This is a genomic window from Solidesulfovibrio aerotolerans (genome assembly GCF_009856865.1).
In the GTDB taxonomy this organism is placed as follows: domain Bacteria; phylum Desulfobacterota; class Desulfovibrionia; order Desulfovibrionales; family Desulfovibrionaceae; genus Solidesulfovibrio; species Solidesulfovibrio aerotolerans.
In genome coordinates this window covers 23,342-50,338 of record NZ_WVUD01000027.1, presented here as the reverse complement: position 1 = coordinate 50,338, position 26,997 = coordinate 23,342, and the positions used below count along the sequence as shown (strand labels likewise).

At 61.2% G+C, this 26,997-nt stretch carries 25 protein-coding genes; 9 read left to right on the top strand and 16 right to left on the bottom strand.

Going from position 1 to position 26,997, the window contains the following annotated elements:
- Positions 1 to 43 precede the first annotated feature (43 nt).
- From GTA51_RS14010 to GTA51_RS13935, 16 genes are all read right to left on the bottom strand, one after another.
- The gene (locus GTA51_RS14010) at positions 44 to 1,993 is read right to left on the bottom strand and encodes a tyrosine-protein phosphatase (protein WP_160962080.1); all 1,950 of its coding nucleotides are present in this window, start codon (positions 1,991 to 1,993) and stop codon (positions 44 to 46) included.
- A 169-nt stretch (positions 1,994 to 2,162) separates the two neighbouring features.
- Positions 2,163 to 2,579, bottom strand: coding sequence for a hypothetical protein (locus GTA51_RS14005; protein ID WP_160962078.1), 417 nt, complete (start codon positions 2,577 to 2,579; stop codon positions 2,163 to 2,165).
- Between the two features lie 266 nt (positions 2,580 to 2,845).
- Positions 2,846 to 3,163, bottom strand: coding sequence for a hypothetical protein (locus GTA51_RS14000; RefSeq protein WP_160962076.1), 318 nt, complete (start codon positions 3,161 to 3,163; stop codon positions 2,846 to 2,848).
- Positions 3,164 to 3,871, bottom strand: coding sequence for a flagellar basal body-associated FliL family protein (locus tag GTA51_RS13995; RefSeq protein WP_160962074.1), 708 nt, complete (start codon positions 3,869 to 3,871; stop codon positions 3,164 to 3,166). It abuts the gene before it with no gap.
- Between the two features lie 155 nt (positions 3,872 to 4,026).
- The gene (locus GTA51_RS13990) at positions 4,027 to 4,410 is read right to left on the bottom strand and encodes a chemotaxis response regulator CheY (protein WP_160962072.1); all 384 of its coding nucleotides are present in this window, start codon (positions 4,408 to 4,410) and stop codon (positions 4,027 to 4,029) included.
- Positions 4,411 to 4,516: 106 nt separating this feature from the next.
- A complete protein-coding gene (locus tag GTA51_RS13985) occupies positions 4,517 to 5,311 on the bottom strand; it encodes a FliA/WhiG family RNA polymerase sigma factor (protein ID WP_160962070.1) in 795 nt (264 codons plus the stop codon).
- On the bottom strand, positions 5,253 to 6,119 hold the full coding sequence (locus tag GTA51_RS13980; protein WP_160962068.1) for a MinD/ParA family protein: 867 nt from the start codon (positions 6,117 to 6,119) through the stop codon (positions 5,253 to 5,255). The genes GTA51_RS13985 and GTA51_RS13980 overlap by 59 nt, the downstream gene beginning before the upstream one ends.
- Before the next feature lie 9 nt (positions 6,120 to 6,128).
- Positions 6,129 to 7,289 carry a flagellar biosynthesis protein FlhF gene (locus tag GTA51_RS13975; RefSeq protein WP_160962066.1) on the bottom strand — a complete coding sequence of 387 codons (1,161 nt, stop codon included), beginning with the start codon at positions 7,287 to 7,289 and terminating at the stop codon, positions 6,129 to 6,131.
- Positions 7,279 to 9,384 (bottom strand): flagellar biosynthesis protein FlhA, encoded by a 2,106-nt coding sequence (gene flhA / locus GTA51_RS13970; protein ID WP_160962064.1) that lies wholly within the window; start codon positions 9,382 to 9,384, stop codon positions 7,279 to 7,281. Before flhA ends, GTA51_RS13975 begins: the two co-directional genes overlap by 11 nt.
- Before the next feature lie 33 nt (positions 9,385 to 9,417).
- Positions 9,418 to 10,491 carry a flagellar biosynthesis protein FlhB gene (flhB, locus tag GTA51_RS13965; RefSeq protein WP_160962062.1) on the bottom strand — a complete coding sequence of 358 codons (1,074 nt, stop codon included), beginning with the start codon at positions 10,489 to 10,491 and terminating at the stop codon, positions 9,418 to 9,420.
- A 47-nt stretch (positions 10,492 to 10,538) separates the two neighbouring features.
- Positions 10,539 to 11,318: a flagellar biosynthetic protein FliR gene (gene fliR / locus GTA51_RS13960; protein WP_160962060.1), complete on the bottom strand. Its 780-nt coding sequence runs from the start codon at positions 11,316 to 11,318 to the stop codon at positions 10,539 to 10,541.
- Positions 11,319 to 11,357: 39 nt separating this feature from the next.
- Positions 11,358 to 12,251 carry a M23 family metallopeptidase gene (locus GTA51_RS13955; RefSeq protein ID WP_160962058.1) on the bottom strand — a complete coding sequence of 298 codons (894 nt, stop codon included), beginning with the start codon at positions 12,249 to 12,251 and terminating at the stop codon, positions 11,358 to 11,360.
- A gap of 21 nt (positions 12,252 to 12,272) precedes the next feature.
- On the bottom strand, positions 12,273 to 13,040 hold the full coding sequence (locus GTA51_RS13950; RefSeq protein ID WP_160962056.1) for a tRNA lysidine(34) synthetase: 768 nt from the start codon (positions 13,038 to 13,040) through the stop codon (positions 12,273 to 12,275).
- A gap of 11 nt (positions 13,041 to 13,051) precedes the next feature.
- Positions 13,052 to 13,906: an HDOD domain-containing protein gene (locus GTA51_RS13945; protein WP_160962054.1), complete on the bottom strand. Its 855-nt coding sequence runs from the start codon at positions 13,904 to 13,906 to the stop codon at positions 13,052 to 13,054.
- A complete protein-coding gene (locus GTA51_RS13940) occupies positions 13,903 to 14,376 on the bottom strand; it encodes a chemotaxis protein CheD (protein ID WP_160962106.1) in 474 nt (157 codons plus the stop codon). Before GTA51_RS13940 ends, GTA51_RS13945 begins: the two co-directional genes overlap by 4 nt.
- 289 nt (positions 14,377 to 14,665) lie before the next feature.
- Complete coding sequence (locus GTA51_RS13935) at positions 14,666 to 15,820, bottom strand: two-component system sensor histidine kinase NtrB (protein WP_160962052.1); 1,155 nt, start codon at positions 15,818 to 15,820, stop codon at positions 14,666 to 14,668.
- 191 nt (positions 15,821 to 16,011) lie between these two features.
- Here GTA51_RS13935 and GTA51_RS13930 point away from each other — a divergent pair, with 191 nt between their 5' ends.
- From GTA51_RS13930 to clpA, 9 genes are all read left to right on the top strand, one after another.
- On the top strand, positions 16,012 to 16,596 hold the full coding sequence (locus GTA51_RS13930) for a DedA family protein (protein WP_160962050.1): 585 nt from the start codon (positions 16,012 to 16,014) through the stop codon (positions 16,594 to 16,596).
- A gap of 180 nt (positions 16,597 to 16,776) precedes the next feature.
- Positions 16,777 to 18,576 carry a methyl-accepting chemotaxis protein gene (locus GTA51_RS13925; protein ID WP_246198140.1) on the top strand — a complete coding sequence of 600 codons (1,800 nt, stop codon included), beginning with the start codon at positions 16,777 to 16,779 and terminating at the stop codon, positions 18,574 to 18,576.
- Positions 18,577 to 18,615: 39 nt separating this feature from the next.
- Positions 18,616 to 20,742 carry a chemotaxis protein CheA gene (locus GTA51_RS13920; RefSeq protein ID WP_160962046.1) on the top strand — a complete coding sequence of 709 codons (2,127 nt, stop codon included), beginning with the start codon at positions 18,616 to 18,618 and terminating at the stop codon, positions 20,740 to 20,742.
- A 72-nt stretch (positions 20,743 to 20,814) separates the two neighbouring features.
- Positions 20,815 to 21,327 carry a chemotaxis protein CheW gene (locus GTA51_RS13915; protein WP_160962044.1) on the top strand — a complete coding sequence of 171 codons (513 nt, stop codon included), beginning with the start codon at positions 20,815 to 20,817 and terminating at the stop codon, positions 21,325 to 21,327.
- Between the two features lie 5 nt (positions 21,328 to 21,332).
- Positions 21,333 to 22,193, top strand: a complete 861-nt coding sequence (locus GTA51_RS13910; RefSeq protein WP_160962042.1) for a CheR family methyltransferase — start codon at positions 21,333 to 21,335, stop codon at positions 22,191 to 22,193.
- A gap of 33 nt (positions 22,194 to 22,226) precedes the next feature.
- Complete coding sequence (locus GTA51_RS13905) at positions 22,227 to 23,300, top strand: chemotaxis-specific protein-glutamate methyltransferase CheB (protein WP_160962040.1); 1,074 nt, start codon at positions 22,227 to 22,229, stop codon at positions 23,298 to 23,300.
- A 280-nt stretch (positions 23,301 to 23,580) separates the two neighbouring features.
- Positions 23,581 to 24,183 carry a class IV adenylate cyclase gene (locus GTA51_RS13900; protein ID WP_160962038.1) on the top strand — a complete coding sequence of 201 codons (603 nt, stop codon included), beginning with the start codon at positions 23,581 to 23,583 and terminating at the stop codon, positions 24,181 to 24,183.
- A gap of 212 nt (positions 24,184 to 24,395) precedes the next feature.
- Positions 24,396 to 24,698 carry an ATP-dependent Clp protease adapter ClpS gene (gene clpS / locus GTA51_RS13895; protein ID WP_160962036.1) on the top strand — a complete coding sequence of 101 codons (303 nt, stop codon included), beginning with the start codon at positions 24,396 to 24,398 and terminating at the stop codon, positions 24,696 to 24,698.
- Positions 24,699 to 26,993: an ATP-dependent Clp protease ATP-binding subunit ClpA gene (gene clpA / locus GTA51_RS13890; protein ID WP_160962034.1), complete on the top strand. Its 2,295-nt coding sequence runs from the start codon at positions 24,699 to 24,701 to the stop codon at positions 26,991 to 26,993.
- Positions 26,994 to 26,997: the final 4 nt, after the last annotated feature.

The following is a 26,997-nucleotide window of genomic DNA, read 5'->3' as shown; positions in this document are numbered from 1 at the left end:
CGTTGCGCCGGTTTTCAGATCGAGTTTGCGCGTCGCCCACTGCCTAGAAACGGTACCCCACCGAAAGTTGACCACTCAGGCCCGCACTTCCCGAGGCGTTGCCGGCTATGGCGTTGGCTTTGGCCTCGATAACAAACGCGTCATGGCGGGTAGTCAGGCCCAGACCGGCTTTTAGAAGATCACAACTGTCGAAGGCCGACTTCTGGCTCACGGCGACCCCGTAGCGCGTTGCCGTGCTTTCGACCTGGGGATTGCCGAGCACCCGTTCATATCCGAGGCTGACGGCAGGCGCGATGGTCCAGGTTCCCAGTTGGCGCGGGTCCAGACTGAGATTGAGGTCGGCCAAGAGGCTGGTTGTGGTGTTACTCTGGCCGTGAACGTCAAGGGCCACTTCGCTGCCGCTTTCCGAAAATCCGCCGAGGGTTTGATTCGTGACGCGAAACCCCAGTTGCGGCGTGATGGTTGCCGGATCAAAGCGCAGGACGTCGCCAATACCGGCCAGCCCGCTGAAAACCGAGCCGTTTACCCGGCCGGTTGCGGTGCCCAGATTGCCGCCCAGGGGGCGGCTGCTTTGGGAATCGACCCAGCCGCCGTCGACGCGCGCCAGCACATACGGCCCGGTTTCCAGGGACACAAACCCGTAGCGCCCGCCGAGGGTGGCCAGGACCGTGTTGATCGTGGCCGTGGCTGCGGCGCTTTCCACCGTGCCTGCGGTTGCGCCCAGGCCAAGATAGGCACTGGCCTGCTCGCTTGGCCGCAGGGTGGCCCCGATGAGTGTTCCGGCGCTGTGTTCGGTGCTGGGGGAAATGCCTGAGCGCCCCTGGGACCAGAAGCCGCCGCCAAGACCGGCCAGCCAGACCCGGGTCTGGCCTTGCGCAAGGTCCAGGCCGTCGGCATAGGGCGCAAGCGCGGCATCAATCCACCGGGGTTGGCGCAGCAGATACGAAGCCGTATCGGCATGCACCTGGCCGCCGATCTGGCGTTGGACGCCTCCGAGCGTGCCTGTGTCCACTGCCGACTGGAGATAGTAATTATAGGCAGTATAATTTCCAGACAAGGAAGAATTCTGCAACGCATTGAGAAACGAGGCCCCGGAAGCGTCGTTGCCGCCAAAGGCAGTCTGACCGGGGAGCAGCGTATAATTGACCATCTTGCCGCGCAACACATAGATGTCTTCCAGGCTCAGGCCAAGGCCCTGCATCAGATAGCCGTACATGGACCCATAGGAAGCGTTGGCCTGATCAAGGGCCGCCTGAAGAAAGCTGGAATCCACACCGAACAGCGGATTGAGGTTCATTCCGCTCAGTTCTGGTGCTATTGCGACAAGGGCTGCTGTCTCGGCGCTGATGGTCGCGGCCAGAGTGGTGTTGGAGGCCAGATAGTCGTTCATGATGGTGGCCGAGGATACGCCGGCGATGCTTTCAAGGAGCACTGCCGTCCAGCCGGTGCGGTCCTTGCCAAGCGAACAATGGAACAGGTCAGGGCCGGAATCATGGGCCAGTGTGAGCAGGACCGTGCGAAATCCCGAGCGTTCGACAGGATTGGTCACAAACGTCTGGTAGCCACTTTGCCCGTAGCTGAGCACTGCATCCATGGTCACGGTAGACAGGGTGGGGGATGGCAAATTTGCCGTGCCGATAACATTGATGTTGGTATAAACGGCACCGGCCGGCACCGTGTCGGGCGCGGCGCTGATCTCGCCGGGTGTGCGCAAATCAATATCCCGGCCGATGCGCAAGGACGACAGTGTGATCCAATCCGCGTTGCTCAGACTGAGCACATTGGAGCGATAAAAGACCCCGGTACGCATCACGCCGAAGTTGCTGGTGGTGTTGGCGAACCCGGTGCCTCCCCTGTTGGCGGCTATACCGGCGATATCGCGAAAATTTTCGGCAGACGTCAGGATCGGCGTGGAAATGGCTTGCTGCGCCGCAGCGGGGGTCAAAGAGATCCACATGAGCACTGCAAGAGTGCCAAACAAGCCAATTTTCATAATACCCCTCTTGAGAGCCGACGTGCATGATCCCTACTGCTTTGAAAGCCGCAAGGTAGCTGGATTTCTATGAATCCGTCAACGACATGCTGGGGGCTGTGGGGCCTTTGGGAGCTCGTTGTGGGGGGGCAGCGCGGCGCGAGGAATGCACGCTTCCAAGGGGCCTTGGCTAGCCCTTTTGCGCCAAAATGAGCTGCACTTCGTCCAGGGACAGGCCGGTGGCCTTGGCCAGAGCCTGGGGCGACTGGCCCCGGCGGGTGCCGTTGACAATAATCTGGCGCAAAAAATCCGGCGAGCGGGTGATCTCCTCGGCCTTGCGCACAAGCTTTTCCAGATGGTGGCTGCGTTCTTCAAGCTTTTGATCCAGGATGCCCAGTTCGGCCTGACGGCGCTGGAAACTGCCTACCAATTCCTGTTCGAGCTTGGCGTTGAAATCGAGCTTTTTGAGCAACGCGTCCTGGTTTTTCTGCAACTTGGCCAGAAGATCCTCGGAGCGGCGCAGGCGCGAGAAGAAAAGCACCACGAGCAGCAGCAAGGCCAGTTCGCTCACGGTGAGGAAGATGACGAGGGTGGAAAAGCCGCTCATGCGCGACGTTCCGGTGAGGCGTCGGTGTGGTGCGCCAGGGTGCACGTGGAGATGATTGGACAGACACTGCGGGCACCTTCGGTGTGGTGCGCCAGAGCGCCAGGAGTGCCGCTATGGCCGGGGGCTGGACAGCCCCCCCGGGTGCCATCGGTCAGGCGCGCCATGGTGAAAGGCGTTTTGTTGTGGCCCGGCCGGGACGACGCGGCGGCTCGGAGCCTTTGCCGCAGGGCCGGCGAAATAGGGGGGTGGTACTGCGACATGGGCAATCAGATCTTGACGTTTATGATGTGGCCGGCAAAGGGCGTGGAGTTGCTGGACTGGGTTTCTTCCAATTCCGGCACAACACGCTGGGCCTTGCGCCGGGAGCGACGTTGCCCGGGGTCTTTGCGTTTCTCCTCGTCGTGCACGGAATCCATGGCGTCCTGCTGCTCAATGCGCTGGGCCTGCTTGTTCTGCTCGGTCACTGCCTGCTGGGCCAGAGCCTGGGAGGCCAGAAGCTGGGCTTCGGGCTGGACGAGTTCGGCGTGGGCCACGTTTTGGACGTAGGGCATGGACTGGAAGATGGTGGTCAGGTCGATGGGCATCTATTTCACCAGGTAATCCTCGATAAGCAGGTTATCCAAGGGTTGCGCCCCGATGAACTGGTTCATAACCGAGAGGACGTCTTTTTTCAGCGCGTCCGCGTTGTTCTTGTCCGTTAAAAACTCCAGGCTCTTATTTTTCAGATAATAATACACGGCGTCGCGCACGACAATATAATTACGCTTAAATTCCAGTTCCACGGCGTGTTCGCGGGTGGCCGCCGAGAAGCGGATGGTCATAAACCGGCTGCGCCCTTTCTGATCGATCAGTTCAATGAGGAACGGGTCCATGGTCAAAACGATTTCCGGTTTGGGCGCAGGCGGTTCCGGCGGCGGCGGCGGGGGCATCTGGGGTGGTGGAGCCGGTTCTTCGTGGGGGACTTGCTCCTCCACCGGTGCTTTCGGGGCTGGTTTTTTAAGCACCAGGAAATAGGCGGCCGCACCGCCGCCCAGCAGCAGCAGGACAATCAGTCCGAGCAGGATCAGGCGTTTTTTCCGGGATGATTTGGCGGTCGAATCATCAACAACCGGCGTCTCGCTTGGGCCGGATGCTTCCGGGGATGGCGGGGCTTCTTCCGGTTCGTCTTCGAGAAAGGGTGCGTCGTCGAGGTCGAGATCGACCTTTTGCAAGGCCTTTGGGAGATCGTCGGAGAGTTCCGAGTCGTCAAGTTTGGCCTTGATTGGTGCATCGAGGCTGTCGTCGTCAACCATGCTCTGGCCTCGTCAGCAGGGCGGCGGACAGGCCCCGAAATCCGAAAGAAAGTCCGGTGACAAGGAGGGCACCGGTGCACAATGCGGCGGGTCTGCCGGGTGCGACGGGCCGGACTCCGGGCAGCGATTGCCTGGGTCCGGTCCGCCTCAATGGGCTATTTATCGAAAATTTTGTCGATTTTCTGGCCAAGGGTCTCGGCTGTGAAGGGTTTGACGATGTAATTGGACACCTTGGCCTGGACAGCCTCAATGATATTTTCCTGCTGGGCTTCAGCCGTGACCATGAGAAACGGCAGCGCGCCGAATTCTTCGCTGGAACGCACTTTGCGCAGCAGTTCGATGCCGGGCATCTTGGGCATGTTCCAGTCGGAAATGATGAAGTCGATCTTGTCTTTATTGAGGGTTTCCCAGGCCGTGCTGCCGTCGTCGGCTTCAACGATGTTGGAAAAACCCAATTGGCGAAGGATATTTTTGATGATTCTGCGCATGGTGGAGAAGTCGTCAACGACCAGAATGCGCATTTCTTTATTGTAGGCCATGGCTCGTCTCCTTAAGAGTGCTACTTCAAAAGTCGCCTTGGAGCATCCCATAGGGCCGGTGATCAGGCCAGAGGATGCGTCCGTCTTGGCGTTTGCTGCGTATGACTTAGTGCTGCTCGATATTGTATTGGGACTTGAACTTCTGCCGCAACCGGGCCAGTGCCTGGGAATGCAGTTGCGAAACCCGACCCTCGGTGATGCCCATGACTTCCGAGGTTTCGCGCATGTTCAATTCCTCACCGTAATAAAGCGACAATACCAGCTTTTCCCTGGGAGTCAAATCGTCGATCAGCGAGGCCAGCTTATCGACGAGTTCCTTGAATTCTGCTGATTTATAGGGCTCGTTTTCCAGTTGGCTCTTTTGATAAGAGGAAATGTTCTCGGTGATGGCGTCCAGGCTCAGGCACAGCTGGTTTTGCAGGGCCTCAAGGCCCATGGACACTTCACGCTCGGTCAGGCCCGTGGCCTCGGACAGTTGTCCAAGGGTCGCCGGACTGCCGGAGTCGTTTTCAATGCGCCGGGTGGCTTCTTCCAGGGTGCGCACCCGCTGCCGCTGTCCCCGGGAGAACCAGTCCATGCGGCGCAGATCGTCGAGCATGGCCCCTTTGATGCGCGACTCGGCATAGGTCTCGAATTTGATGTTGAGTTCAGCCCGAAACCGGCCCAGGGCTTCGAGCAGCCCCATGGCTCCGGCGCTCAACAATTCGCCCATCTCCACCGACGGCGGCAGCTTGACCTTGAGCCGGCTGGCCACGATTTTGATTTTGGGCGAGTAATGGCGCACGATCTCCTGCCGATCGCGCGCATTGAAATCTTTCCACAGCAAGGCTCCCGACTCGAGATCAAGCCAGGGGCTGTTCTTGGAAGAGGAGCTTTTTCCAGAAGAATTTGATGTTTCCATCGAGCTTGGCGTCCACTTCCCAGGAGTCGATGACCTGTGCCAGATCCATGAGTTTTTTTGCCGCCGGAGCATCCGGGGTGAGGTGGCAAAATGGTTTTTGCCGGATCACCGCGTTTTTAACCGCCGGGTCGGTCGGTACATATCCCGTGAAATCAAGGGAAATGCCTGACAAAAAATGATCGCAGGCCGCATAGAGTTTTTCAAACACCGCCTTGGCGGCCTTGGCGCTTTGGGCCATGTTCACCACGACCCGGAAGCGGTGCACGTCGTGGTTTAAGTGCATGACCTTGACCAGGGCGTAGGCGTCGGTCAGCGAGGTCGGCTCGGTCGTCAGGACGAGCAGACGCTCGCGGGCGGCCAAGTTGAAATATATTACATTATCATTAATTCCCGCCCCCGTGTCCACTATCAAATAGTTGATCTTGCCCTCAAGGTAATCCATGGCCTCCAGCAGATCGAGCTTTTGGCCGGTGGACAGGGCCAGCATGTCGCTTATGCCCGAGGAAGCCGGCAGGATGGAAAAGCCAAACGGCGTTTCGAGCAGGATCTGGCGCAGCTCCACCCCTTCGTGAAAGAGGTGGAAGAGGTTTGTCTTGGGGGCCAGCCCCAGCAGGATGTCCACATTGGCCAGACCCAGGTCGGCGTCGAGCAGCACCACCTTGCGGCCCATGCGGGACAGGCAGTAGGCGAGGTTGACCGAGATGTTGGTTTTGCCGACACCCCCTTTGCCCGAGGTCACGGACATGACCATGGGCAGTTCCGGACCGTGTCCGGGCTGGCGCGGCTTTTCGGTTATGCGGCTTGACATGGGTCGTCCTTAGGCGCCGGCGTCGGCATCGGGATAATCGCCGGGCAGCTGGTGTTTGAACAATAATTTCCACACCGCCTTGCCCGAGGCCGCGGCCATGCCGCCCGTGAGGTCCGGACCGTAGGTCAGGGCCGAGATGGGCAGGGATGAGGCGTGCGCCATATTGACAAGGCTACCATAATTACAGGCTTCATCAAGCTTCGTCCAGATGAGGCTGGCCAGATGTTCGCAGCGTCCAACCCGCAGATAGTGGTCGGCCTGGATATTGGAATACAGGGGCGACAGCACCAGATGGGCTGCCAGCCCCGTGCGGCCGGCCAGCCCCATTTCGGTATGCCAGGCCGAGAGCGTCCCTTCGCGGCCAAGGCTTGGCGTGTCCACAAACACGGCGTCGCCGGCCGCCGCACCGTCCAAAATGCGGGCGAAATCCTCAGGCCCGTCGATCTCGGCGTAGGTCAGGCCGGACAATTCGGTGTAATGGCGCAGCATGAGACGCCCTTTGCCCCGGCCGGCATCGGCATTGACCACCACCACCCGTCCCCCGGACAGGCGGCGTTTGGCCTCCAGCGCCAGACGCAGCAGGATGGTGGTCTTGCCCACGCCGCTTGGGCCGAGAAACATGTGGGCCGTATTCGGCCAGGCCGCCGGCGTCAGGGGTTTGACGGCCACGATGCGGGACAGGGCCGGGATGACGGTCTCCTCGCCGCGCTCGACAATGGAGCGGTAGATGGCCAGGACCGAGGCCTCATCCACGCCTTCGCGTTCCAAATATTCCAGGGCCAGACGCTGGCGCGGCGACAGGGCGGCCAGATCCATGCGCGGGCGCATAAGCGCCAGGAGATGGCCTTTTATTTCGCACCATTCCCGATTCCAGTCAGCTTGTTCCGGCTTGCCCGTCGGGACGGCGGTGCTGCGGGCCGTCCCGGGTGACGTGCCGTTGCCGCCATTGCCCGCTTTAACTGATGCCGCGTTGTTGCCGGCCGGGCGGACCGTTGGGCGGGATGCCGGCATCTGGCCGGGATGTTCCAGGGCGGCCATGACCTCGCACATCGCGCGCCCGTCTTCGCGCACGGTCTGGGTGCCAAGTATAACGGCGTCCTTGCCCAGTTCCTGGCGGATAAGCGTCAGGGCGGCGGCCATGTTCTCGCCGCGAAAGGTCTTAACCCGCATTGGTCAGTCCTATGTTGGCAAGGGATTGCAGCTTGATCTCGGCCGGAATCTCGGCCTGGGAGATCACCGGCAGGTTGGGGATGAACCGGGAGAGCAGCTGGGCCAGATGGGGGCGCACCAGCGGCGAGGTCAAAAGGACGGGCTGCCCTTCGCCCAGCATGGCCTTGTCCATGGCCGCCTGGATGGCCTGGATAATGCGCTGGGCCAGGCCCGGCTCCATGGCCAGATAGGCGCCGTGGTCGGTCTGGCGCACGCTTTCCTGGATGGCACCTTCGACCTTGGGGGCGAGCGTCAAGATGGGCAGGGCCCCTTCGCCGGTCAGATAGGGTTTGACGATGGTGCGGCCCATGCGGGACCGGACGTATTCCGTCAACTGATCCGGGTCTTTGACCGTGATGGCGTAGTCGGCCATGGTTTCGGCCACGGTGAGCAGATCGCGGATGGATACGCCCTCGCGCACGAGATTTTGCAGCACCTTCTGGACGCCGCCAAGGTTCATGGCTCCCGGGACGAGTTCTTCCACGGCCTTGGGCGCGCGCTTGGACAGATTTTCGAGCAGGGTCTGCACTTCCTGGCGGCCGAGAAATTCGTGCAGGTGGCGCTTAAAGACTTCGGTCAAGTGGGTGGCGATGACGGTCGCCGGATCGACCACGGTGTAGCCGGCCAGCATGGCCTCGTCCTTTTGCATTTCCGGCACCCACAAGGCGGGCAGATTAAAGGCCGGTTCGCGAGTTTCCACGCCCTGGATGCGGTGCTTGGCGTCGCCGGGGTCCATGGCCAGGTAGTGGTCGATGAGTATTTCGGCCGAGGCCACTTCGTTGCCTTTGATCAGCACCACGTACTGGCCCGGGCGCAGTTGCAGATTGTCGCGCAGATGCAGCGAGGGGATGACCACGCCCATGTCCAGGGCGAACTGGCGGCGGATGGAGCGGATACGCGCCAGCAGGTTGCCGTTTTGTTCCTCGTCCACCAGCGGGATCAGCCCGTAGCCGACTTCGAGTTCCAGGGCGTCCAGCGGCAGCAGGGCCTGCACTTCTTCCGGGGTTTCCAGTTCCGGGGCCGGCGCTTTTTCTTTTTCGGCGGCCGTGGTCTTGAGCATATCCTGCTGCTGGCCCGAGAGCTTGGCCACGAAGAAGAGCAGGCCGGCCATGGTGATAAAGGGCAGGGTCGGCAGGCCCGGGACCAGACCGAAGATGAGCAGCATGCCGGAGACCAGGCGCAGGGCTCTGGGATGGAAGGTCAGCTGGGCCAGGAATTCCTCGCCCATCTTGGCCTCGGCGGCGGCCCGGGACACGATCAGGCCGGCAGAGGTGGAGATGATGATGGACGGGATGATGGAGACCAGACCGTCGCCGATGGTTAAAAGGGTGTAGGTCTGGGCGGCATCCTTCCAGTTCATGCCCTTTTGCAGCACACCGATGAAAAAGCCGCCGAAAATGTTGATGGCGGTGATGATGATGGTGGCGGAGACGTCTCCGGAGACGAACTTGCCGGCACCGTCCATGGCACCGTAAAAATCGGCTTCCTTCCGAATGGTCTCGCGGCGCTCGGTGGCTTGCTTTTCATTGATGATACCGGCGTTCAGGTCGGCTTCAATGGCCATCTGCTTGCCCGGCATGGCGTCGAGGGTAAAGCGGGCGGCCACTTCGGCGATACGGGTGGTACCGGCCACGATGACCTTTTTGTTGATGGCGAAAAGAACCAGAAAGATGACGCAGCCGACCACGTAGTTGCCGCCGACCACGAACTGGCCAAAGGCCTGGATGACGTGTCCCGCCGCCGCCGGCCCTTCGTCGCCGTGGAGCAGGATCAGACGGGTGGAGGCCACGTTCATGGACAGGCGCAGCAAGGTGGTGACCAGCAGCAAGGTCGGATAGATGGAGAATTCCAGGGGCGAACCCATGAACATGCTCGTGACCAGGATCACCAGGCTGATGGAGATGGAAAAGGTGAGCATGAGGTCGATAAAGAGCGGCGGTACCGGCACCAGCATGACGAACAGGATGACCACGACGCCAGCCGCCAGCATGAGGTCGCCCTGGCGGGTGAACCGTTCATAGTTGAACTGGATCGTTTCGTTGGCTGTTTTCGCCATGATTTTGACACCCTTTTTGCTATCCCGGCCGCGCTAACGGGGACGGGAAAAACGCCGGAACTTGTCGAGTTGGGCCAGGATTGAGGCCACCGCCTGGTAGAGATCCTCGGGGATCACCTGGCCAATCTCCACGCTCTTATACAAAGCCTGTGCCAGAGGCTTGTTCTCGCGGATGGGCACGTTGTGTTCCCGGGCAATGTCCTTGATTTTTTCGGCCATAAAATCGCCTCCCTTGGCCAACAGCATGGGGGCCGGCGATTCGGTCGGATTGTAGCGCAGGGCGCAGGCAATATGGGTTGGGTTGGTGATGATGACATCTGCTTTGGGGACATCCTGGAGCATGCGGCGTTGCATGACTTCCATCATCTTCTGTTTTTGCTTCTGCTTGATTGCCGGGTCGCCAAGCGATTGTTTCTGCTCGTCCTTGACTTCATCCTTGGTCATTTTCAAATTTTCTTCATAGTCCCATCGGGTGTACCAGATGTCCAAAATAACGATTACGAGCAGCGGACCCAGGGTGTAGAGCACCATGTCATAGCCGTTGCTCAGCAGGAAGGCGGCAATGGTTTCGGTGGTCTGGTAAAAAAGGGGCAGAAACTCATTGAATCTATTTTTTAAAATAAGATACGGCACCAACCCAATGGCAAAGGCCATGCCCACCTGCTTGCCGAGCTGGACCAGGGTGCGCGGGTTGATGAGCAGGCGTTGGAGGCCGGCCATGGGGTTTATGATGTTGCTGAAATCCGGGTCAAAGACTTTTGAACTCCACAGTTCGCCCACTTGCCAGCGCTGGGTGATGTAGGCGGTTATGGCCATGAGCAGCAGTATGGGCAAAAGCATGATGGCCAGTTTGGCTGACATGGCCCACATAAGGCCCGTTACTTCGTCGGTCGTGGGTGTAAAGGCCACTTGCTGGCCGAGAAACATCTGAAATATTTCACGCATTTCCTCATAGATGTTGTCGAGCGTATAGCGAATGGTGAAAAGCCCGGCCATAAGCACGGTCAGTTTGGGCAGTTCCTGGCTGCGCGCCACCGACCCTTTTTCACGCGCTTTGGTACGCCGTTTGTCGGTGGCTTTTTCTGTTTTACTCGGATCTTTGGCCAAATCGCAGCTCCCGCAAACAGGTTCTCGTCGTGTTCAGGAAGGCAGCGCTAGCCCGAGGCTTTGAGCACCAGCCGATACATCGGCTCAAGTTCGCCTAAAAACTGGTCGATGGTCAGGGCCAGGGCCGAAAACACCAAGGTCATAAACAGAAATCCCACGCTGATCTTTAAGGGAAATCCGATAAACAGCACGTTCATCTGCGGTGCCGCCCGGGCGATCAGGGCCAGGGCCAGATCGACCAAAAAGATCGAGGCCAGGATCGGGGCGGAGATTTTGAGCGCCATGACAAACATCTGGCCCGTAAAGGCGATGAGGTGTTCACCCAGGGCGGGGTTGATGAGCAGGCTTCCAGGCGGCACCAGCTCGAAACTCTGGGCCATACAGGAAATCAGCACCAAATGGCCGTTTAAACACAAAAAAAGCATGGTGGTGACCTGGCTCATGAGGTGGCCGAGGCCGGATTCCTGGGCTCCGGTGGCTGGGTCGATGCTGTTCATGAGGGAAAAGCCCATGGAAAAGCCCATGATGGCCCCGGCGCTTTGGGCGGCGGAGAATAAAAGCCGCACCAGGATATCGAGTAAAAGACCGATAATCACCTCGCCCAGAAACATAAGCCCAAGCGTCCAGGCGTTTGCCGGCATGACCGTGCCGGGAAAGGCCAGCTTGGGCCACAGGGCCAGGGCGAGTATCAGGCACAAGGCCCCCTTGATGCTGGTCGGTATGAGGTCGGCCCCATAAAAGGGCAGCATGAAGAGCACTACGCTGACGCGCATAAAGGTCAGCAGGAAGCTGAACAGCGTGGCCGGATCGAACTGGAACAGTTCCATGCGGGGGGACTAGCAAGAGCCGAGCCAGGGGCCGGCCCGCTACTCCAGGATGTAGCGCATGGGATTGACGGGTGCCCCGCCCAGGCGCGTTTCGTAGTGGAGGTGGGGTCCGTGGGTCTGGCCCGAGTCGCCCACATGGCCGATGATCTGCCCCCGGGACACGGTTTGGCCTTTGGCCACCGTAACGTCGCGCAGATGGCTGTAGGCGGTGGTCAGCCCGCCCTGATGGTCGATGACCAGACCGAAGCCGCCGTCTTCGGTCTCGCCGGCAAAGGTCACGAGGCCGGTCCCCGGAGCCGTCACCGGCGTGCCGATGGGGGCGGCGATGTCCAGGCCCTTATTGAACTCTTTTTTGCCGGTAAAGGGGGCGGTGCGCTCGCCAAAAGGCGAGACGATCCAGCCGGCCACGGGCCAGGTGGTGGGCATGGTGGCCAACCGGGAGCCGGCGGCGTCGAGCAGGGCGAGAAGTTCCTGCTGGCGCACCCGCTCCAGGGCGGCTGTATTGCCCAGTTCGGCCAAAAACTGGTGGAGTTTTCGGGTCAGCATCTCCTGGCGGTACAGCGGCAGGTACTTCTTGTCGAAATCCTTGGCCTCGCCACCCGGTGCAACGTCGCGGGGTTCCTGGTCGAGGTTGACCATCTGGCGCAGTTTGGCATCAAAGCCCCGGATGCGGGTCAGATCCGTTTCCAGGGTCTTGATCTTTTCAGACAGGCTCAGCAACTGGGCGTTTTGATCTTGAACCTGGGTCTCCCACTCGCTCCGTTCGTGTTCCATCTGTTTATAATTATAATAATATTTGACGAGGGAAATGTTGCCGGCAACAAGGCCGGCCAGGGCGACGAGCATGAGGGCAAACAGCCAGCCGCGAAAGCGCAGCTTGCGATAGGCCCCATGGTGGTCCCGGAAGATGACGAGCTGGTAGTTTTTAAACATCGTGGTGATCCTGCCCGGCGACTAGTCGGGCAAGGCGTCCCGGTCAAGCTGCCAGCGGCCCAGGGCGTGCTGGAGGCTGACGTTGCGGTGCTTGTCGCCGGCGCAGATGGAACGGACCCAGGTTTCGGCCTCATGGCGCATGGATTTGCCGGCCATGGGGCAGGGGTTGGAAAAAACCGGCAACTCCCAGGCCTTGGCTGCCCGCACAATGGTGGGCTTGTCGATGAGCAGCAGGGGGCGGATAACGGTGAGGCGGCCTGAGAAAAAGGATTCCCGGCTGGACAGGCCGTCCACCCGGCCGTTCTGGAAGAGGTTGAGCATAAAGGTGGCGGCCAGATCGTCGGCGTTGTGGCCAAAGGCCAGATGCGTCAGGCCATAGGTCGCGCACAGATCGAACAGGCGCTTTCGCCGCAGCCAGGCGCAGTAGAAGCAGGCGGAATTCTTCTTGTTTTCTTCCGAAAAAGCCCTGGGGCCGAAATCCGTCGTCTCGATGTGGGCGGGGATGCCAAGGCCGGCGCACAGTTCGACCAGGGGGCGGTGATTGTGCGGGTCGAAGCCGGGATTTAAGTGGAGCAGCAAAAGCTCCACGGGAAACGGCACGATGCGTCGCCGGATGGCCATGACGGCCAGCATGGCCAGGCTGTCCACGCCGCCGGATACGGCCAGCCCGACCCTGGCCCGGGGCGTGAGCTGGCCGGTCTGCATCATGAGTTTGCCGGCCTTGGCCACGCAGACCCGCTGGGCGTAGCCCAGATCCCGGGTGCGCAGTGAATGGGAGGAGCGTGTCATAAAAAGCTTTGCTACAGCGTGTTGTCCATGAGGATGTCGCGGACTTCGGCGATTTGTTCCATGATGGCGGCCATGACGTTTTCCATTTGCTGGGGTGTCAGGTCCAGGCGGGCGAAGACGGCCTCGGAAGGGACGTACTGCATGCCGTCGATGCCCATGCCGATGCCGGTCATTTTGGCGATGACGTCGCCGACGTGGACGAGATCCAGGGCGATGTCCGGTTCGGGGCAGTCGTCGGGCCGCAGGCGGTAGCGGACCACGTTGACGATGGGGGTGGGGATGCCCCACCGTTCCAGGAGGATGGCCCCAAGTTCGGCGTGGTTGATGCCCAGCACCAATTCCTCGGCCTGCTCAAAGGGGATGTGGCGTTCGTGGGCCAGGGTCAGGATGGGGGCGGCGTCCACTTCCAGAAACGAACCCATGACGGTCTTGCCGATGTTGACGAGCAAGCCGGCCGTGAAGGTATGGGGCGGGGCGGTGATTTCCAGTTCCCGGGCCAGCGTTTCCGAGGCCGCGGCCACGGCCACGGAATGTTCCAGGAGTTCGCCGGGACGCAGGCCGTAGCCTTTGATCTCATACCGGGCGAAAGGGGCCACGCCGGAAGCGATGACCAACTGGTAGACCCGGTTGAGCCCCAGGCGCGTGAGGGCTTCCTTGACCGTGGAAACCTTGTTTGCGCCCCCGAAAAAGGACGAATTGGCCATGCGCAGGACATTGACCGTCAGCCCCGGATCGTAGGCGATGATCTTGGCCAACTGGCGCAGATCGGCGTCGGGGTTGCCGATATAGGCCAGCACCTTTTGCACGGGCATGGGCATGTGCGCGATGGCAGAGGCTTTCTCGATGATGTCTTCGCGTCGGCTCATAGTTCCCACGACCTCCCGCACGATGAGATCACAAGCCGGCCCGTGTCCGCGAAAAGGCGCATGGTACGCGGAATGGTGCCGCCAACATCCTCGGCCGAAAGGTGCATTTCATTGACCTGCAACAATTTTTGAAGCGCCGCGAAATTGTTGGCCCCGGTGTCGAACTGATTGGATATGTGCATCATCCGGCCACAGCCGGCGGCTTTGAGAATGAGGTTTTCCCGGGTTGCTCCGCGTCCGAACATGGCGCGCATCATCTGGGGAACCCCGGTATTGACGTACATGGCCGGGTTTTTTTGCGGTGCCTTGCTGTCTCTGGCCAGGGGGAGCAGGCAATGGATAAGCCCCGCCACCCCGGCCACGGGATCATAGGCGGCAAGGCCGAGACACGAACCCAGGGCGTGCGTGACGATCACGTCCTTGGCGCGGCTGGTGACCTTCATGTCGGAGATGCTGACCACGATCTCCATAGGCAATGGTGTGTGCGTGTCCTTGGAGGAAAAGGTGTTTGCGCAAGCGTGCACGAATAAGTCGCCAGGATAGCCGGAAAATGGGCCGAGGACAAGGCCGGGTGCAGGCCGGTGGAGCATAAAGTGGGTCGCCCGGCAAGGCGAGGGGCCAGGTCGCCAAGGGGGGTGCGGCCGTCCCTGGCCCTCAACGTGGCCGCCATGGCTTCGGTGCCACACGGTGCGGTGCCTTATGGCTGTCGCCCGTTTCCGGCCCACGCGGCCCTGGCCGCCCTTTCGACCGGCGGGGACGTTACCGGTCCGCAGTCGCCCCAGGCCCGGTCCGGGGGGCGGCGGTCTCGTCGAGCCGGGACATCAAGTGGCTGGGGAAGCGGGGCAGGGACAGCGTGAACCTGGCCCCGGGGCTGTAGTCGCGGTCCAGGGTGAGCTGGCCGTTGTGCTCGATGCAGATTTCCTGGGCCAGGGCCAGACCCATGCCGCAGCCGTCGGAGCGCGAGGAATAAAACGGATCGAAAATGTGGGGGGCGTCGGCCGGGGGGACGCCGGGGCCGTCGTCAACGATGACAAGCTCCAGGCGGGGGCCGGCAACGACGGCGGTGAGGCGGATGGCCACGGCGTCGGTGCGGGAAAATTCCAGGCTGTTGCGGAACAGTTCGACCAGGGCCACAGCCAGCAGTTTGCCATCGGCCACCAGTGTCGCGTCGGGCAGGTCGGTTGTCCACACGATGGCCCGGCCAAGGGCTGTGGCCCGGCTTTCCGCCTGTCCCCTGGCCTCGGCCGCCACGGCGGCCAGGGTCGTCTGTTCCAGGCGCAAAGAGCCCAGAGCGGCAAACCGGCCCACGGTGCGCACGATATTTTCCAGACGCTTCGCCTCGTCGAGGATGATGGCGGGGTAGTCCGAAACGATGCCCAGGGCTGTGATCTGGCGCGACAGGCGGGTGGCAAAACCGCCGATGGCAAACGTCGGATTGCGGATCTGGTGGGCCACCGAAGCGGCCAGCTTGCTTAAACCGTGGATTTTTTCTTCCTGAATCCGGTTTATCTCTTTGAGTATCTCAGTTTCACGGCGCTGCATGCGCGACAGCTCGGTCACGTCGTGCACAATGACCACCACCCCGGCCGTATTCGTGTCGCCGGACAGATACGAGCTGGTGATGGACAGTTCCAGCAGGGCTCCGGCCGGTGTGGCATATGGCACCACGCGGCACAGGCCCACCAGTTCATTTTGGATCACGTCCAAAACGACTTGATTAAAGCGGGTGTTGGCCTCGTTATCGAAAAAAAGATCGCCCCAGCCCCGGCCGAGCAACTGTTCCCGCGTATAGCCCAGGATGGTTGCGGCCGCCGGATTGACCGTGGCGAAGGCTCCGGTGTGGTCGACGATGAGCAGCCCCACGGGCAGGCTCTCGACGACGTTCTGGGCGATCAGGTCGTTTAAATAAGTCATAGGCGGCTTTTGGTATAAGGTTGCTAAACCTTGTGCCAGAGTCGCGGCGGCTTATCAAGGCATGCCGGGGACGGTGCGGCTGGTCCGGGAAATTTTTCAAAAGAATGTGGACAGACGACGGGGAACCGCATACTTCTCGCCATGTTTCCATTACGCTCCGGTACAGGCGGAGCCTTGCTGAGGCAGGATCTATGTCCATTGAATTCTTTAAGGAATTGATTGCGCAGTACGGCTATCTGGCGCTGTTTGTCGGAACCTTCCTGGAGGGCGAGACCATCCTGCTGCTGGCTGGCTTTGCGGCCCAGTCGCCGGATTTCAATCTGGATCTGCGCCTGGTCATCCTGGTCGCTTTTTGCGGCAGCCTGGCCGGCGACCAGACCGCCTTTTTCATAGGCCGTCATTATGGCCGAAAGCTGCTTAATAACAGCGAGAAATGGCGGAATCGGGCCGAAAAGGTCCATACCATGCTGCGCAAGTACCAGGAAGTGCTCATCCTGTCCTTTCGGTTTTTCTACGGTTTGCGCAACCTGACCCCGTTTGTCCTGGGCACGGCGGACATCACGGTTCTCAAGTTTTTTTTATTAAATGCTATTGGTGCGGCCATCTGGGCCGTGTCCTTTGCCTCGGTGGGCTATGTCTTCGGCAGCCTGCTGGAAAACGTGCTGACCCGGGTCATCGACAACGTGCATAACGCCGAACTTGCTATTCTGGGCCTGGCCGCCCTGATCGCCCTGGGATTTTGGCTGCGAAAAGCCCTGCGTAACCGTCGCCGTTAACGGTCGGGCAGCGTCTGGCCGGCGTCGTTTGCGGCGCAAGAACATTTTGATTTTTCCCGGTAAGCGTGTAGCCTAGGCCCAGGCTTGGACACCGTCAGCACAGCCAACGTCCTGTGTGCTGGAGGGATCGTCCGGGCGTTTGACCCGTAAGCTGCAGACGATGCGGCAGGGATGGGGACTATGGCCGATACGACTCAGTCAACTGTCGTCCGCGATCTTATGCGGCAATGCAGGCAGGCCCTTGGCGGAACGGAGCAGGGGCTGTCCGTTGTTGTCAAAGCCCGCGAACAGGATTTTCTGGAGCTTGGCGAGGCGTTATACGCCTTGCAATCGAGTTGTGAGGACATTTCCGGCACTGCCCAAGGGTTGGTTGACTGCACCGCAGCCCAGGACATGCACGCCAAGCTCAACGACTTGTCCGAAGAACTCAAGTCCCTCACCGACGACAAGGCCCGGGCCGCCGGCCATCAGAGCCTGGTGGAAATTGACGGCGTGGTCCGCATTGTTGACGAACTTTCCAATATTCTGTCTGCCTTTTCAAAAATTGTTAAGCATTTAAGTATGCTTGGCATCGCCACCCGCATCGAAAGCGCCCGTCTCGGGGCTGACGGCCGGGGCTTTACCACCCTCGCTGATGACGTCGAAAAGCTGGCCCACCAGATCGTTGACCACTGCGCCGGTATCGCCGCACGCATCGAAACCTTGCGCGGCCATGTCCAGTCGGCCCGGCAGCACAACCTGGACATCCTCAACACCCAGGAACAATGCCACGAGGTCATCGGCCGGCAACTCGGGGCCAACATTGCCGCGTTAAGCGACATGGCCGGAAGTTCCGCCGCCGTGTCCCAGGAACTGTCCCGCAGTGCCACCGAGATCGCGTATGACATCGGGCAGGCTGTCAAGTCCATGCAATCCCACGATATTGTCCGTCAGCAGATCGAGCATGCCGAGCATTCCCTGCACGAAACCGCAGTCATGATCGACACCGAAACCACAGACGGGGCCACGCCCCAGGCCCTGCTGGAACTCGTGGCCTTCGTGGCTGACGTGCTCACCCTGCAAACGTCGCAAATCGCCAGTGCGGATACGCATTTTACCGAAGCGGCCGACACCCTGCGCAGCTCCCTGACCTCCCTGGCCGGACGCATCCGCGGCATCGGCGACGCCATTGCCGGCGTTGCCGGCGACGGCGTTTCCCAGACCCCCCTGTCCAGGCTGGAGGCCGGCGTGGCCACGGTCAAAACCGAACTTGGCGATTTTGTCGCCCAGGGTGAAGCCCTGGGTGACATCATGAATGCCGTGGTCGAGACCATTTCCGGCATGGGCGGCGCCATTGAGGCGATTGAAGAGGTGGGAACGGAGATCGAGCTTATCGCCATCAACGCCAGCATCAAGGCCGCCCATACCGGCGAGGCCGGGGCGGCCCTGGGCGTTTTGGCCCTGGCCATCCAGCGCCTCTCGGCCGAGGCGCGCAGCCAGACCAATGCCGTAGCCCGCATCCTTGGGGATATTTCCAATGCTTCTATCGGGTTGCAGGAAAATGCCAGCCGGTATAATGACCAAGCCGAGGCGTGGCGCGTGGTGGGGGAACTGGATACCGTGCTGGGCGAAACCGCCCAAACGGCACGACGCTGTGAGGATCTCTTTGCCTCCCTGCGCCAAGCCAGCGTCATCTGGGGCGACCGGGCCGAGGTTCTGGCCCGTGACATTTCCTTTGACCGTGAAATCGGCCGCAGCCTGACCAGCCTGCGCAGCGCCTTGGAAAGCCAGATCGCCGCGTCGAAAAAACTGGTTCCCGGCGGCGGCAGGGGACGCAGTGCCCGGCTGCGCCAGCTTTACGACCGCTATACCATGGAAGCCGAGCGGGATGTGCACGAAGCCGCCTTCGGACTGTCCCGGAAAAACAAGCCGGCCCGGCGAGAGTCCCTCGCGGCAGCGCAAGCGCCTGCCGAGTTCGGGGATAACGTGGAGTTGTTCTAGGGCCATGACGCCCCGGAGGGCACAGGAGCCAGCCAGAGTATGATATCCCAGGACGATGTCCATCGCTTGGCCTATCTGGAAGAGGCCCGGGAGCTCTTGGCCGATCTCGAGGCATCGCTTTTGGAGTTGGAGCGCACGCCCGACGACGCCGATCTGCTGCACAAGATTTTTCGGGCCATGCACACCATCAAAGGCTCCGGGGCCATGTTCGGGTTTGACGACATTGCGGCGTTTACCCACGATGTTGAAACCGTCTTTGACCGGGTGCGAAACGGACAGCTCGCCGTCAACCGGCAGTTGCTCGATCTGTCGCTGCACGCCTGCGACCATATCCGGGCCTTGCTCGAACCCAAAACGGATCAGGATAGTGCCGTAGCCGCCCAGGGGCGCCTTCTTCTTGACGGCTTTCGCGCCTATGCCGGAGACGTCGAGGCAGGTGCCGATCAGACCCAGGCCGGGGCGGACAGGCACGCCCACGCGCCAGCAGACGCCAGGACTGACCAGCCCCGTATTTTCCGCCTGCGCATCACGCCCCACGCCGATATGCTGATCACGGGCAACAACCCGCTGCATTTGCTTGCGGATGTCATCGACTTGGGCCAGTGCCGGCTCTATCCCCATGTCGAGAACGTCCCGTCCCTGGCCGAGCTTGACCCCGAGTCCTGCTGCGTCTGGTGGGATTGCGTCCTGCGCGCCGCAGCCACCAGCGAGGCGGTGGCCGACATCTTCGTCTTTGCCGAGGACAGCTGCGATCTGGCCATTGATCTGCTCGACGACGGCAGCACGGCTGACGGCGAGCTGGTCCACAAACGCCTTGGGCAGATTCTCGTCGAACGCGGGGATATTGCCGCCGGAGATCTGGAAGCGGCGTTGTCTTCGCAAAAGCGGCTCGGCGACATTTTGACCGGCCAGGGGCTGGTGCAACCGACCCAGGTGGCCTCGGCCCTGGCCGAGCAGGCCGCCGTGCGCGATCTGTGCCAGGCCAAACCCGAGCGCCAGGACAAGACGTCGAGCATTCGGGTGGCCGCCGACAAGCTCGATTTCCTGGTCGATCTCGTGGGCGAACTGGTCATTGTCCAGGCCCAGATCCGTCAGGCCGTGGAAGAGCGGGGCGACGTCGTCATGCGCAGCCTGGCCGAACACCTGGAACGCTTAAGCGGCAGCCTGCGCGATTCCACCCTGTCCATCCGCATGCTGCCCATTGGGGCGACCTTCGCCAAATTCCGCCGCCTCATCCGCGATCTTTCCGCTGAACTTGGCAAGGATATCGAGCTTGTGACCAGCGGCGAGGAAACCGAGTTTGACAAGACAGTCATCGAACGCCTGGGCGATCCGCTGGTCCATCTCCTGCGCAACAGCATCGACCACGGCATCGAACGGCCCGAAGTCCGCCTCGCCGCCGGCAAGCCTATCATCGGCCGGATCAGCCTGACCGCCGCCCATGTCGGGGGTGAGGTGGTCATCACCGTGGCTGACGACGGCGGGGGACTCGATGCCGCCGCCATCCGGGTCAAGGCCGAGGCCCGGGGGCTGATCGCGCCAGGAGCCGACCTGTCAGCCAAGGAACTCTACGCCCTTATCTTTCAGCCGGGCTTTTCCACGGCCAAGGCCGTTACCAGCATCTCCGGGCGGGGTGTGGGCATGGACGTGGTCAAACGGGCCATCGATGCCCTGCGCGGCAGTGTGGAAATCGACTCCGAACCGGGAGTTGGCACGTCCATCAGCGTCCGGTTGCCGCTCACCCTGGCCATCATTGACGGCTTGCAGGTGCAGGTGGAAGGGGAATACTACGTCGTGCCGCTTACCCTGGTCGAGGAATGCGTGGAGCTGCCCCGGGAGGCTGACGGGGGCCGACGACGCATCATCAATCTGCGCGGTGAAGTGGCACCGGTCCTGCGGTTGCGCGAACTTTTCGGCATTGCCGGCACAGCCCCGGTCATTGAACCCGTTGTCGTGGTCAAGGCGGACGGCGAACGCATTGGCATTGCCGTTGACCGGGTGGTGGGCGAACACCAAACCGTCATCAAAAGTCTGGGCCGGCTCTATCGGGACATTGGGGAATTTTCCGGTGCCACCATTCGGGGCGACGGTTCCATGGCGCTGATTCTGGATGTCGCCGCGTTGGTGCGACGGGCTGTTGGAACTGAAGGCGCACCTTCACTCTAGCTCGAAACCGCAGTGTTTTTTTTGGCAACCCCTACGCAACACGAGACAATACCGCGATGGCGGGAGGAAGATATGGCCGAGGCCGCAACCACCAACGACAACCAGTATCTGACGTTCACCCTGGAACGCGAGTTCTTTGCCCTCGACATTGCGTCGGTGCGCGAGGTTCTCGAACTTGTCAACATCACCCGGGTTCCCCGTACGCCCGACTATATTCGCGGTGTGATCAATCTGCGCGGCCGGGCCGTGCCGGTGGTGGACCTCAAGATGAAGTTTGGCCTGGGGGCCACCGAGCGCACGGTCAATACCTGCATCATCATCGTGGAAGTCTGCCTGGACGGCGAGGGCACGGTGCTCGGGGCGTTGGCCGATTCGGTCCAGGAGGTCTATGAAATGGAAACCGGGCAGATCGAGCCGCCGCCGCGCATGGGGACGCCCATCCGGGCCGAGTTCATCCGGGGCATGGGCAAGACCGGGGACCAGTTCATCATCATCCTCGATATCAACAAGGTTTTTACCTCAATGGAACTGGCCGGGCTGGCCCAGACCCTGGGGGATGCCGGCCCCGACGCCGGTGAGGCCTGATTCCCATGCTCCCAAGCGCCCCTCCCGGCCGGACTTCCGGTCTTGTCGCCATGACCGACAAGGAATTCAAACGACTGAGTGAATTCATCCATACCGAGGTCGGCATCAAGCTGCCGTCGTCGAAAAAGGTCATGGTCGAAGCGCGGCTGCAAAAGCGTCTGCGCCAACTGGGCAAGGCCGGTTACCACGACTACTACGAATACCTTTTCAGCCCCGAAGGACTTGATGCCGAACTCGTCCAGCTTATTGATGTCATCACCACCAATACCACGGAATTTTTCCGGGAGCCGCGCCATTTCGAGATCATGACCGAGCAGACCCTGCCGCTGTGGCGCAAGCAATACAGCACGAGCCGGCCCTTTCGGCTCTGGAGCGCCGGGTGTTCCACGGGCGAGGAACCCTATACCCTGTGCATGGTGCTCTCGGAATTCGCCGCGCGTGCCCCGGGCTTTCGGTTTGGCGTCATGGCCACGGATATTTCCACCCGGGTGCTGGCCATGGCCAAAAATGGCGTCTATCCTGAGGAACGCGTGGGCAAGATGACCCTGGACTTCAAGCGCCGCTATTTTCTGCGCAGCAAGGACCACGCCAAGCGTCTGGTGCGGGTGGTGCCGGACATCCGCCGCCTCGTGGATTTCAGACGTCTCAACTTTATGGATTCCTTCGCTTTCCCAGAACCGTTGGACACCATTTTTTGCCGCAATGTCATGATCTATTTCGACCGGGCCACCCAGGAACGGCTGCTCCAGAAATTCTGCACCCAATTGCTGCCCGGCGGTTTTTTATTCATCGGCCACTCCGAAAGCCTCACCGGTATGGACCTGCCCTTGCGCCAGCACGCCCCGACAGTATATAGAAAGATTTAACGCTACTTACGAATTCTGTTTGCGAGGTTTTGCGTGAAGCAGACAATCAAGGTTCTGGTGGTGGACGACTCCGCCCTGGTTCGCCAGACCCTGACCGATATCCTGGCCTCAGATCCGGAAATCGAAGTCATCGGCTCTGCCGGTGACCCCTATGCTGCGGTCAAGCGTATGGAAACGCAGACCCCCGATGTCATAACCCTGGACATCGAAATGCCGCGCATGGACGGGCTGACGTTTTTACGCAAAATCATGACCCAGCATCCCATCCCCGTGGTCATCTGCTCCACGCTCACCGAAGCCGGTTCGGAAACCATGCTGCGGGCCATGGAATACGGCGCAGTGGACGTCATCCTCAAGCCCAAACTCGGCACCCGCCAGTTTTTGGAAGAATCGCGCATCCGCGTGGTGGATGCGGTCAAGGGCGCTGCCCGGGCGCGCCTCAAACGGCTGGCTGCGTCCGGGCCGATGAAGGTCTCCCCCAAGCTGTCCGCCGACGCCATGCTGCCCGGCCCCACCGGCAAAGCCATGTTTCAGACCACCGACAAGGTCGTGGCCGTGGGCGCGTCCACCGGCGGCACCGAGGCCCTGCGCGAATTCCTGGAAGCCATGCCCCAGGACTGCCCTGGCATCACCATTGTCCAACACATGCCCGAACAGTTCACCGCCGCCTTTGCCAAACGCCTCGACGGCATCTGCCGCATCACGGTCAAGGAAGCCGCCGACGGCGATACCATCCTGCGCGGGCAGGCGCTCATTGCGCCAGGTAACCGCCACATGCTGCTCAAACGCAGCGGCGCGCGCTACTATGTCGAGGTCAAGGACGGGCCGCTGGTGCGCCGGCACCGGCCCAGCGTCGATGTGCTCTTTCGTTCCGCCGCCCGCTATGCCGGAAAAAACGTCGTGGGCGTCATCATGACCGGCATGGGCGACGACGGCGCGGCCGGAATGCTGGAAATGCACGAAGTCGGGGCCTACACCATCGCCCAGGACGAAGCGTCGTGCGTGGTCTTCGGCATGCCCCAGGAAGCCATCAAACTCGGTGGCGTGGATAAGGTCATGCCCCTTGGTGCCATCGCCTACGAAGTGGTCCGAGCCTGCACCGGCTAGCATAAGGGAAGAGAAATAAAGAAAAGGCAGAAGAGGCCTCCGGCGGCCAAAGGGCTGAGCCCTTTGGAATCCCACCTGGAAGGCAAGGGGTTAAAGGGGAACGGCGTTGCCGCAACGGTGGGTGGGTGCGGGCAAGGCCGCACGGCAGGCTTGACGGGAACCACCATTTCTCCGGCGGCCGGGGGTTCATCCACCGGGCACCCCTTATCGGGGAAAGTTTTTCAAGGGATTCCGCGTTGGCTGGCAACCGGGCCGGCTTCGGCCGGAGAAGGGGGTGCGCATGACCATCGCTGACGAGATCGAAACCAAATTTGTCGTGGCGGATTTCGACGCCGTGCGTCCGGCCCTCTCCGCTGCCGGCGGTGTGTTGCGCGCGCGCTGCTTTGAGGAGAACGTGGTCCTTGATGATGCGGCCGGCACGTTGCGGGGGAGCGACGTGCTGCTGCGCATCCGGCGCGACGCCGGATGTAAGGTGACGGTCAAGCTCCCGTCCGAGACGGCAGGCCGCACAGGGCTTAAAATCCGTCGGGAGATCGAAACCGAGGTGGCCGACGCCGTGGCCCTGGAGGCCATATTCGCCGCCTTGGGCTATGTGCCGTTTCTGCGCTACGAAAAAGTCCGGGAAACCTGGCAGGTCGGAGACACCCTGGTCTGTCTCGACGAACTCCCCTTTGGCCGCTACCTGGAGATCGAAGGCCCGGCCGCAGCCATCCCGGCACTGGCCGCGCGGCTTGGCTTAGCCATGGAGCAGGCCCGGCCCGAGACCTACCACGAATTGCATCAGGCGTACCGCCGCGCCCACAATCTGCCCCCGCAGACAAGCTTCGTCTTCCCGCCCGACACACGTCGCAGCATCCTGGCCGAATTGGCTGGATCGCACTAAAAAGCACCAACGATTTCAGCTTGCTGCCAACGCAGTTGTCAGTGGCCGCATTTTTCCGTAGGCCAGAGCATGGAGTCCGGGGTGCTGGGCGCGGCCTTGCGCCCCCTCGACAGTCCGCCGCAATGACTTATATATCCCCGAAGTAGGGAAATCGGGCCAAGGGCCTGACTTACTCCGTTGCACGAGGTTAGCACAAGCTCATGAGTCATCCCATGCAAGAGCAACAGCCCGGCCTGGGCGTTGCCGTCGAAGACGATGTCCGCGAACCCAGGCAGTACAAAGTCATGCTGCACAATGACGACTACACGACCATGGAGTTCGTCATCCTTGTGCTCGTCAACGTGTTTCGCAAAAACGAAAATGAAGCCACGCAGATCATGCTCAACGTCCATAACACTGGCGTAGGGGTTTGCGGCATCTATACGGCCGAGGTGGCCGAGCTCAAAGTTTCGCTGGTCCACCGTCTGGCCAAGGAAAACGGCTATCCCCTGCGTTGCAGTATGGAAGAGGTCTAAATGCTCAGTAAAAAGCTTGAACGGGTGTTGACCAGCGCCGTCAAAGAGGTCAAGCGCCGCCACCATGAGTATCTCACCCTGGAGCATCTGCTGTACGCCATGCTCCTGGAAGATACCGGCCGGGATATCCTGGTCCACTGCGGTGCCAACGTGGTCCGTCTCAAGCATCAGCTTGAACGCTTTTTCACCGATCACATGGAAACCCTGCCCCAGGATGCCAACGCCGAAGTGGTGCAGACCCTTGGTGTGCAGCGCGTGCTGCAACGGGCCATCATGCAGATGCAGTCCTCGGGCAAGGATCAGGTGGAAGTCGGCGACGTGCTGGCCGCCACCTTTGACGAGGAAGATTCCTATGCAGTCTATTACCTGAAGTCGCATAACGTCACCCGCCTGGACGTGCTGGAGTACATCTCCCACGGCGGCGGCAAGGAAGCGGCTAGCGAAGGGACCGGCAGCAGTGGTGATGATCAGCGCGACGGCAAGGCCGGCGGCTCGGCCCTTGAGCAGTACACCGTGGAACTGGTGGCCAAGGCCAAAAAGGGCGAGGTCGATCCGCTGATCGGCCGCGACCAGGAGCTGACCCGCACCATCCATGTGCTGCTGCGTCGCCGCAAGAACAATCCCATCTTTGTGGGCGATCCGGGCGTTGGCAAGACCGCTCTGGCCGAGGGGCTGGCCCTGCGCATCGCCAAAAACGAAGTGCCCGAGAGCTTTCGGGATACGCTCATCTACGCCCTGGACATGGGTGCCCTTTTGGCCGGCACCAAGTACCGCGGCGATTTCGAGCAGCGTCTGAAAAGCGTGCTGTCGGAACTGGAGCAAAAGCCCGGAGCGATTCTCTTTGTGGATGAAATCCACACCATCGTCGGGGCCGGTGCCACCAGCGGCGGGACGCTCGATGCCTCCAACATCTTAAAGCCCGTGCTTGGGTCCGGGAAGATGCGCTGCATCGGGTCCACCACCTACGAAGAATACAAGAACCATTTCGAGAAGGACCGCGCCCTGTCGCGCCGGTTCCAGAAGATCGACGTGGCCGAGCCTTCGGTGGAAGAGGCGGTGGAGATCTTAAAGGGGCTGCGCAGCCACTACGAGAACCATCACGGCGTGCGCTACACGGTTGCCGCCCTGCGTTCGGCCGTGGAGCTTTCTTCCCGCCACATCAACGACCGCTTCCTGCCGGACAAGGCCATTGACGTCATCGACGAGGCCGGGGCCGTGCGCAAGCTGGCCGGCACCGAGGCCAAGGGGGCCATTGGCGTGGCAGAAATGGAAAAGGTCGTGGCCACCATGGCCAAGATTCCGGCCGCCCGGGTCACGTCCTCGGACAAGGTGCGCCTGGAGAACCTCGAAGGGGAACTCAAGAGCCTCGTCTTCGGCCAGAATGAGGCCGTGGACGCCATGGCCAAGGCCATCCTGCGCTCCCGGGCCGGGCTGGCCCATAGCGGCAAGCCGACGGGATCGTTCCTGCTGGCCGGACCCACGGGCGTTGGCAAGACCGAACTGGCCAAGCAGCTCGCTGCGGTGCTGGGTGTGAACTTTGTGCGCTTTGACATGAGCGAATACATGGAAAAGCATGCGGTGGCCCGGCTCATCGGCTCGCCTCCGGGCTATGTCGGTTTCGAGCAGGGCGGGCTTCTCACCGACGCCATCCGCAAGCATCCGTATTCGGTGCTGTTGCTTGACGAAATCGAGAAGGCACATCCCGACATGTTCAGCATCCTGCTGCAGGTTATGGACTACGCCACGCTCACCGACAACAACGGCCGCAAGGCAGACTTTGGCCACGTGATCCTGCTTATGACCACCAACGCCGGAGCGCGCGAGATGTCGGCCAAGAGCATCGGGTTTGGCGCTGGCAAGCCCGGCGAGGCGGCGGACAAGGGCTTAAAGGCCATCGAACGGCTGTTTAGCCCGGAATTCCGCAATCGCCTGGACGGCATCATCGGCTTTAAGTCCCTGACCCCCGAGGTCATGGACCGCATTGTCCACAAGTACATTCGCGAGCTCAATGCCCAGTTGGCGGAAAAGCGCGTGTTCGTGCGCCTGACCCCGCTGGCGGCGGCCAAATTGTCCGAGAAGGGCTTTGACGCCGATTACGGCGCGCGGCCGCTGTCCCGGGTCATCCAGGTGGAGATCAAGGACACGCTGGCCCAGGAGATGCTCTTCGGCAAGCTGCAAAAGGGCGGCGAGGTCGTCATCGACGCCGCCCCCGAGGGTGCGCCGGAACTGTTCAGCTTCACCTTCTCCAACCGCGCCCCGCGAAAGGCCCTGGCCGAAACGGCCGAGGCCGAATAGACTC

What these genes read in the sequence shown, in the direction of transcription:
- GTA51_RS14010 (WP_160962080.1), bottom strand. Translation starts at nt 1,993, where the DNA reads ATGAAAATTGGCTTGTTTGGCACTCTTGCAGTGCTCATGTGGATCTCT.
- GTA51_RS14005 (WP_160962078.1), bottom strand. Translation starts at nt 2,579, where the DNA reads ATGAGCGGCTTTTCCACCCTCGTCATCTTCCTCACCGTGAGCGAACTG.
- GTA51_RS14000 (WP_160962076.1), bottom strand. Translation starts at nt 3,163, where the DNA reads ATGCCCATCGACCTGACCACCATCTTCCAGTCCATGCCCTACGTCCAA.
- GTA51_RS13995 (WP_160962074.1), bottom strand. Translation starts at nt 3,871, where the DNA reads ATGGTTGACGACGACAGCCTCGATGCACCAATCAAGGCCAAACTTGAC.
- GTA51_RS13990 (WP_160962072.1), bottom strand. Translation starts at nt 4,410, where the DNA reads ATGGCCTACAATAAAGAAATGCGCATTCTGGTCGTTGACGACTTCTCC.
- GTA51_RS13985 (WP_160962070.1), bottom strand. Translation starts at nt 5,311, where the DNA reads ATGGAAACATCAAATTCTTCTGGAAAAAGCTCCTCTTCCAAGAACAGC.
- GTA51_RS13980 (WP_160962068.1), bottom strand. Translation starts at nt 6,119, where the DNA reads ATGTCAAGCCGCATAACCGAAAAGCCGCGCCAGCCCGGACACGGTCCG.
- GTA51_RS13975 (WP_160962066.1), bottom strand. Translation starts at nt 7,289, where the DNA reads ATGCGGGTTAAGACCTTTCGCGGCGAGAACATGGCCGCCGCCCTGACG.
- flhA (WP_160962064.1), bottom strand. Translation starts at nt 9,384, where the DNA reads ATGGCGAAAACAGCCAACGAAACGATCCAGTTCAACTATGAACGGTTC.
- fliR (WP_160962060.1), bottom strand. Translation starts at nt 11,318, where the DNA reads ATGGAACTGTTCCAGTTCGATCCGGCCACGCTGTTCAGCTTCCTGCTG.
- GTA51_RS13955 (WP_160962058.1), bottom strand. Translation starts at nt 12,251, where the DNA reads ATGTTTAAAAACTACCAGCTCGTCATCTTCCGGGACCACCATGGGGCC.
- GTA51_RS13950 (WP_160962056.1), bottom strand. Translation starts at nt 13,040, where the DNA reads ATGACACGCTCCTCCCATTCACTGCGCACCCGGGATCTGGGCTACGCC.
- GTA51_RS13945 (WP_160962054.1), bottom strand. Translation starts at nt 13,906, where the DNA reads ATGAGCCGACGCGAAGACATCATCGAGAAAGCCTCTGCCATCGCGCAC.
- GTA51_RS13940 (WP_160962106.1), bottom strand. Translation starts at nt 14,376, where the DNA reads ATGGAGATCGTGGTCAGCATCTCCGACATGAAGGTCACCAGCCGCGCC.
- GTA51_RS13935 (WP_160962052.1), bottom strand. Translation starts at nt 15,820, where the DNA reads ATGACTTATTTAAACGACCTGATCGCCCAGAACGTCGTCGAGAGCCTG.
- GTA51_RS13930 (WP_160962050.1), top strand. Translation starts at nt 16,012, where the DNA reads ATGTCCATTGAATTCTTTAAGGAATTGATTGCGCAGTACGGCTATCTG.
- GTA51_RS13925 (WP_246198140.1), top strand. Translation starts at nt 16,777, where the DNA reads ATGGCCGATACGACTCAGTCAACTGTCGTCCGCGATCTTATGCGGCAA.
- GTA51_RS13920 (WP_160962046.1), top strand. Translation starts at nt 18,616, where the DNA reads ATGATATCCCAGGACGATGTCCATCGCTTGGCCTATCTGGAAGAGGCC.
- GTA51_RS13915 (WP_160962044.1), top strand. Translation starts at nt 20,815, where the DNA reads ATGGCCGAGGCCGCAACCACCAACGACAACCAGTATCTGACGTTCACC.
- GTA51_RS13910 (WP_160962042.1), top strand. Translation starts at nt 21,333, where the DNA reads ATGCTCCCAAGCGCCCCTCCCGGCCGGACTTCCGGTCTTGTCGCCATG.
- GTA51_RS13900 (WP_160962038.1), top strand. Translation starts at nt 23,581, where the DNA reads ATGACCATCGCTGACGAGATCGAAACCAAATTTGTCGTGGCGGATTTC.
- clpS (WP_160962036.1), top strand. Translation starts at nt 24,396, where the DNA reads ATGCAAGAGCAACAGCCCGGCCTGGGCGTTGCCGTCGAAGACGATGTC.
- clpA (WP_160962034.1), top strand. Translation starts at nt 24,699, where the DNA reads ATGCTCAGTAAAAAGCTTGAACGGGTGTTGACCAGCGCCGTCAAAGAG.